This window comes from Nostoc sp., from assembly GCF_036919575.1.
In the GTDB taxonomy this organism is placed as follows: domain Bacteria; phylum Cyanobacteriota; class Cyanobacteriia; order Cyanobacteriales; family Nostocaceae; genus Nostoc.
This window is the reverse complement of record NZ_JBALBY010000114.1, coordinates 21,133-27,644: the sequence shown is the minus strand read 5'-3', so window position 1 is coordinate 27,644 and position 6,512 is coordinate 21,133. Positions and strand designations below refer to the sequence as shown.

At 43.4% G+C, this 6,512-nt stretch carries 7 protein-coding genes; 3 read left to right on the top strand and 4 right to left on the bottom strand.

The window, feature by feature from the left end; genetic code table 11:
* Positions 1-168 precede the first annotated feature (168 nt).
* Entirely contained in the window at positions 169-1,041 is an 873-nt protein-coding gene (gene aroF, locus V7K27_RS29845; RefSeq protein ID WP_334952123.1) for a 3-deoxy-7-phosphoheptulonate synthase, read from the bottom strand.
* 26 nt (positions 1,042-1,067) lie between these two features.
* Between aroF and V7K27_RS29840 the strand changes: the two genes are divergently transcribed.
* From V7K27_RS29840 to V7K27_RS29830, 3 genes are all read left to right on the top strand, one after another.
* Positions 1,068-1,253 carry a hypothetical protein gene (locus tag V7K27_RS29840; protein WP_334952122.1) on the top strand — a complete coding sequence of 62 codons (186 nt, stop codon included), beginning with the start codon at positions 1,068-1,070 and terminating at the stop codon, positions 1,251-1,253.
* A gap of 898 nt (positions 1,254-2,151) precedes the next feature.
* Positions 2,152-2,646, top strand: a complete 495-nt coding sequence (locus tag V7K27_RS29835) for a hypothetical protein (RefSeq protein ID WP_334952120.1) — start codon at positions 2,152-2,154, stop codon at positions 2,644-2,646.
* A gap of 201 nt (positions 2,647-2,847) precedes the next feature.
* Positions 2,848-3,495 (top strand): pentapeptide repeat-containing protein, encoded by a 648-nt coding sequence (locus V7K27_RS29830; RefSeq protein ID WP_334952118.1) that lies wholly within the window; start codon positions 2,848-2,850, stop codon positions 3,493-3,495.
* Between the two features lie 35 nt (positions 3,496-3,530).
* Here V7K27_RS29830 and V7K27_RS29825 read toward each other — a convergent pair whose 3' ends face one another.
* The 3 genes from V7K27_RS29825 to V7K27_RS29815 all read right to left on the bottom strand — a co-directional run bounded on the left by V7K27_RS29825 (position 3,531) and on the right by V7K27_RS29815 (position 6,491).
* Positions 3,531-4,088 carry a hypothetical protein gene (locus V7K27_RS29825; RefSeq protein ID WP_334952116.1) on the bottom strand — a complete coding sequence of 186 codons (558 nt, stop codon included), beginning with the start codon at positions 4,086-4,088 and terminating at the stop codon, positions 3,531-3,533.
* Between the two features lie 105 nt (positions 4,089-4,193).
* Entirely contained in the window at positions 4,194-4,991 is a 798-nt protein-coding gene (locus tag V7K27_RS29820; protein WP_334952114.1) for an inositol monophosphatase family protein, read from the bottom strand.
* Between the two features lie 66 nt (positions 4,992-5,057).
* A complete protein-coding gene (locus tag V7K27_RS29815; RefSeq protein WP_334952113.1) occupies positions 5,058-6,491 on the bottom strand; it encodes a BCD family MFS transporter in 1,434 nt (477 codons plus the stop codon).
* Between the last annotated feature and the right edge of the window lie 21 nt (positions 6,492-6,512).

Below are 6,512 nucleotides of genomic sequence, written 5' to 3'. Positions count from 1 at the left end.
GGGTGGGGTAACGCGGATCGTGATGAGAAGCCAAAGAATTGAATATCACGTCTTGGCAAGGGTTTCACCTTAAGTTGACACCTATGAGCATTGCTGTGCCCCTACAACAGATGTGGTTCAAATACATGATTTCTGCTGTAATATACAGAGTACATTCTCAACTAAAATTTAAGCAGCACAAAAAATCGGGGCAGGTTCCAAACCCGCCCCGATCGCTTCTGATATACTGCGCCCAACGGCTGTGGCAACAGGCTTTAAACTATTAACTAAATGCACCATATCTTCTAAAGAAAGTGCTTGACGGGCATCAGAAACAGATTTTTCTGGTTCTGGGTGACATTCAATAATTAATCCATCTGCACCGCAAGCGATCGCCGCCCTCGCCAGAGGTGCCACCAGTTCCCGTTTACCGACAGCATGGGAAGGATCTACAATCACAGGCAGGTGAGTTATTTGCTTGAGTGCTGCCACTGCCCCTAAATCTAGGACATTGCGGGTGTAATCATCGAAACTGCGGATACCTCTTTCGCACAACACCACATCAGGATTCCCGTGACTGAGGATATATTCAGCAGCCATGACGAATTCTTCAATTGTCGCTGCCAAACCACGCTTGAGTAGTATTGGTTTACCAGCTTGTCCCAAAGCTTTCAGCAAGTCAAAGTTTTGCATATTGCGGCTACCAACTTGAAGCATATCAGCGTGAGCGGCAACTACTTCAATTTGGGAAATTGACATCACCTCAGTCACAACTGGCATATTGTAATGCGATCGCACCTTTGCCAAAATCTCTAATCCTGCCTCCCCCATACCCTGGAAAGCGTAGGGAGAAGTGCGGGGTTTGTAGACACCCCCACGCAACCCCTGCACGGATGCAGTAGATAGCTTTTGGGCGACTATCTCCATTTGTTCCAAGCTTTCAACGGTACAGGGACCGCCGATAATTACCAGTTCTTCGCCCCCGAAAGCGACTTTTTCCGAGATTTTAACAATTGTCTGGTGGTTCAGATGAGATTGTGCAGCAAGTTTGGCATTAATCATGGTTTTATCTCCTAAAAAATTAAGTATTGGGCATTGGGCATTGGGCATTGGGCATTGGGCATTGGGCATTGGGCATTGGGCATTGGTTATTCTCCTCATCCCCCTCATCCCCCTCATCCCCCTCATCTCCCTCATCCTCCCCCTCCCCGATCGCAACAAAAAAGCCCGGAACCTTTGAAAAGTTCCGGGCGCGTTCTGATTCATTGGCATGACGCTATTTACCCGGAACTTACTCTGGGCCAAAAGTAAAAGCCATAAAACCAGCTACTGAAATAAGTCATGACGATGAAATTCTCCTTAAAAAAACAAAAACCGCAGAGTTTGATCTGCGGTTCACCGGGCGGTTTCCGTTAGGAAACTCAATTCACCCCCGGTGAACCACCCTAAACCAAAAATAAAAGTAGGAATTTGTGTTAAGCATTTGCGGAGCTTTTGCTGGAAAACTTAATAAATATACCTATGTTATGTAAGACTAACAGGAAGAGTGGGCGGTGTCAAGACCCCCACAAACGATAAAAAAGCGATAGACTCAGTACAACTGTGGGAGTCAAGACTAGTACAGGTTAGCGTAAATAAACCACCCATTCCAAATCAATACTTCGGCATACTTTGACTGCGGTTCCATGTCCGCAAGTCGAGATGCTCAGTACAAGAGGCTCAGTAACCATGAAACGCTTACGCTGTATACCTGTTTGAATTTGGAATTTGGAATTTGGCCGAACTGTACTAGTTGGTTGTTTGCCTAGACGAAGAAAGTGGCTTGTCATTAGATATCACCATAGTTATATAAGTTGACAAATATTGTTGTGTCATGACTAATGGGTAGTGTAAATCCTCAAAAATCAATTGTGAAAAATCTAAAAATTCAAAATATGACCATTCTTTAATGAATAGAATACAGCTAACTCAAGGTCATCAGAGAGAACTTTAAGCGGTGACTTCCGTCCCTCAGAAGTTCAAAGAGCCAGGATTGAGAAGTTAAAATTATAATTCTCCTGACTTGTCACCTCACCTTGGGAAAGCTGATTACAGACAATTGACGATCGCCATACATTATTCTTACCCAAATCTCATTGACCAGATCAACTTTTTAGGATCATCAGTTTCATTATGCCCAGTTCCAAAATCTTAGCCCAATCTTTCGACTATTATGGAGTTTACCCCTGCCCAGTCTGTCGGATCGGTAAGATTTCTCATATGCCATTGATGGAAGCTATGGCTTGTGACTTTTGCCATGAGATTTTTACAGTCAACCTAGAATTAGAGCAAATCAAGATGCCTTCTAGACAACCACCCTTAAGTTGGCGTTGGAATGGGTTTAGTTGGACAGAAGGCCAGTTGGAAGGTGTGGAATTAGGTTGGGGTTATGGACTAGCAGCAGCAGTTTTTGTAATTCTTCCCACGACTCTAATTGGCATAGTAGCTTACTATTTTCCTGCTAATCTCAAGGAACCGATTACCTGGATGCCATATATTTGGACAATATTAACTTTCTTATCACATTTAGCAATTATTGTTTGGATTTTTATTGAAGTCTATCAGATTCCAGTTGCAGCATATTTGAGAGCGATCGCACGATGGAGAAATGGGGAGATGGGAAGATGAGGGAGAAATCAATTCAAAATTCAAAATTCAAAATTCAAACATTTTAGAACTTCTGCCTCCTCTTTCCAATGCCCAATGCCCCATGCCCAATGCCCAATGCCCAATGCCCCATGCCCAATGCCCCATGATCAATAACAAAAGATACAGCGAAAAGACAGCTCTATCACTGATAATTAAGTTGATTGTCCACCAAAATATCGTATGAGCGATCTGGAGCGGTACTATAGAGTTTTGGAGTTAGAGCCTGGGGCAACACTTGAGGAAGTGAACCAGGCTTACAAAGATTTAGTTTTTGTTTGGCACCCCGATCGCATTCCCAAAGACAATCTCCGTTTACAGCAGAAAGCACAAGACAAGCTGAAAGCCATAAATGAAGCTCGTGATCAGTTGCGCTCTCTAAAAACCAAACATCAAACCACAGTTCACTCACCGCCACCTCAACAAGAAAAACCATCTCAAACAACCCAACAATCACCAAAGCCAAATTCCGACTTGAGTGGCAAAGACTATAGTCGGGCAAATTTGAGCAATAAAGACTTATCTGGCAGAAATCTGAGTTATGCCAATTTGAGTGGTGCTAATCTCAGCGATACTTTTATGCACAAAGTCAACCTCAGAGGTGCGAATTTATCTGAAGCAAATTTATTTCGGGCAAACCTACTTTTAGCGGATCTCAGAGAGGCGAATTTACGTGGTGCTAATTTGATTGGAGCGGATCTCAGTGGCACAGACTTGCGAGGAGCCGATTTGACCGGAGCGCGGATTCGCTCTGGCGATCGCCTTCTGGTTAAACTAATTGGTGCTAACTTAGCTGGGGCAATTATGCCTGATGGGGCAATTTTCCAATAACTCAGGTTGCGCCATAACACAGAATGTATGAATTACTAAAGTATTTTTGGAAACTTAACATCAATTTTGTTTAACCAAGTAACCAAGTCATCTGAGTCAAGTGCGATCTCGCTTCCTAATGTTTTGATATAAAGAAGTCCGTCGCTAATAATTAAATCTCTAATTGGATACCATGATTCTCGTTTTCTAATCAGAAGTTCCAACGGAATTCCTACTCTGGAAGTATACTTGCGATATCTCCACCAAGCTCGCCATAGAAGTACAGATTTAGTGCAGTGCATCTGATAGCCTTTGGGAATTTCGCAGTATTCATACTGATAGAAACCCCGACTATCTACTTCTCCTTTGAGGAGATAACCATATTCTGCTAATGCCTCATTTATCAATTCCCAGTGGGATGATTTCGGATAAATCAAGAATTCACATAGGGTATTAGATAGTTGGGCTGTGCCAATTACGCCTTCAAATTTCGCTGTTAGCTGGTTGGTATTATACACTGTTTGCGCTGTCAAAGAATGATTTGACAACAAAATTTCTTTTTTCTGGGTCGAGTTTTGCACAAACTCTCGAATTAAATCTAGATTAGACAGCATAAAAATTCTTTATACTATATTAACCAGTGTAATCGAAGCTACAATCCTACTTAAATTATCAGAATGCTCCGATTCTCACTAGCTTTATTTATAGTTCACTTCTGTCTAGTCATCCAGAAAAGGTTGAAATACCGGAACTAATTCTGGGCGACTAACAACGAGGGTGGGAAAAGAGCGATCGCTATAGTCTTCTCCTGATGACAACGGAAACGGTTCTGACTTGAGCGATCGCCAGACGCCCCCAGCTGCCTGGACAATTACCCAAGCCCCCGCTAAATCCCAAACTTTTGGTGTCGCTTCAATACCACCGAGAGTAGCCCCAGTAGCAACCATCAGGAAGTTATAGCTAGCCACACCCAACATCCGAATTTTGCAGGGAAAGCCGTTTTGGATGACTGCGGTGCTACGGGAACAGAGGTTAAAAAAGTGATTTTTGCTGGGACTGTCAGCACTGGTGTGGATGGGGTGGTGATTGAGAAATGCTCCTGTTGGCGTTGCTAAACCAGATGAACCTGCCCAGAAACCATGAAAAGCTTGATTCAAGGTTGGTGCGTAAACATAACCAAATATGGGTGTACCTCGATACAGTAAACCCAGAGATATTGTCCAGATGGGAATGCCGCGTGTGAAGTTGGTTGTACCGTCCAGAGGGTCAATTACCCAGCACCACTCAGTACCAGGAAATGACTGATCGCTCTCTTCGCTCAAAATGCCGTAACCAGAGAAATTAGAAGCGATCGCATCCCGAATTTCCTGATCTGCCCATTTATCTGCTTGCGTCACCAAACTACCATCAGCTTTTTGCGAAGCCTGTACTTGCCCAAAATCTTGCATTAGTTGCTTGCCCACTCTGGTAGTGGTAGTTTGGGCAAAATCAAGAATTGTTGTCCAAAAATCATTCATGGTTATTTGTCATTTGTCATTAGTCATTTGTCATTTGTCATTTGTCCCATGCCCAATGCCCCATATTTAGTCTAAATCGCTTTCTAAAACCGAAGCGATCGCAAGTTTTGTATTTGTTTGAAATTCCGCTACGTTCACCCGGTTGAGAAACCAAATCGACACGATCATTCCCACGGCTTCTAAAGCAAATACTAGTCCATAAGCTAAAACTAAATTGGGTAATAAGTTACGACCTACATCCAATAAAGTACCACCTAAAACCACTGCCACACCTCTAGAGACAGACTGCGCTAACCCCCAAGCCCCAATAAATGTACCTGCGGCTTCTGCGGCGGTGAGATCCAACATTAAGCTAACTGCTGCCGTAGTTAAGACACCAGTGCCTAAACCGAACAAAATTAAACTTAGCTTCAGGAAAGCTGGATTAGCTGTGAAGCCTGATATCCCAAGTAATGCTGTACAAAATGCCACTAATATACAGCCTAGTCTTGCAGTTCTTTGCTTACCTAAACGTGGCACTATCAAAAAACCACTCACACCATAGGCAATCAGTATACCTGTTCCATAAAAAACGTTCAGTTTAGTACTTTCAGCCAAAGGCATTTTAAATACCTGACCTGCATAAGGTTCCAAAATCGGGTCTTGCATAAACAAGCAGAGAGTCATCACCAATAAAAAGGTGAAAAATATACCTGTTTGCGGACTAGCCGTTAAAATTTCCCAAGCCTTGCCCAGAGTAATGCTGTCTTCTCGGTTTACCATTGTGGAACGGCTTAAATATTGGGAGTATTTTTTTTCTACGCCCAATGTCGCGGCGATCGCTAAACCAAATACAATTGCTGGGACGATAAAAAATAGCCTGTTGATTGCTGCCTGCAAGATTGCTATGGAAGCGCCTAATGTTAATGGCTTCAGCAAGCTAGCACTAATAATCGCCCCAACAATAATCCCCACCATTAGCATCGACCAAACCACACCGACTACTTTGGAACGGTTATCTTCTTCAGATATATCCACCAACAAAGCAGCAAAGGCAGTACTACTAGCACAAATTCCTAGACCATATACAGCGAATATCAGTGATAGAAGCGCACTCCAGCCGATTGTTTGGGTTGTCCATGCCCAACCACCTGCACTACTTACGGCATTATTAAGCTGCCACATTACTTGTACAGCTAAAAAGGCTGCGATCGCAAATATTGCCGCGCCCACCCAAACATAAGCTGTGCGGTGGTATCCCCATAACGGCTTGGCATCGGAAATCTGTCCGAACCAGACACGGGAAGGAGCAACAAATAAAGGCAGTGCTAGAACTACTGATACCAGCGTTGCCGGAATTGCGATTTCTTGAATCATGACTCTGTTGAGTACTCCCAGAGTCAAAATGGACATCATACTCAACCCCATCTGAAATAAACCCAGGCGGAACATGGTCAGCAGGTTTACCCTTGGCAGAGATAGGGATTTTGTTTTGGTATCAAATACTTCACCGCTTGCCATAGCTACTTTTTCGTATAGTTT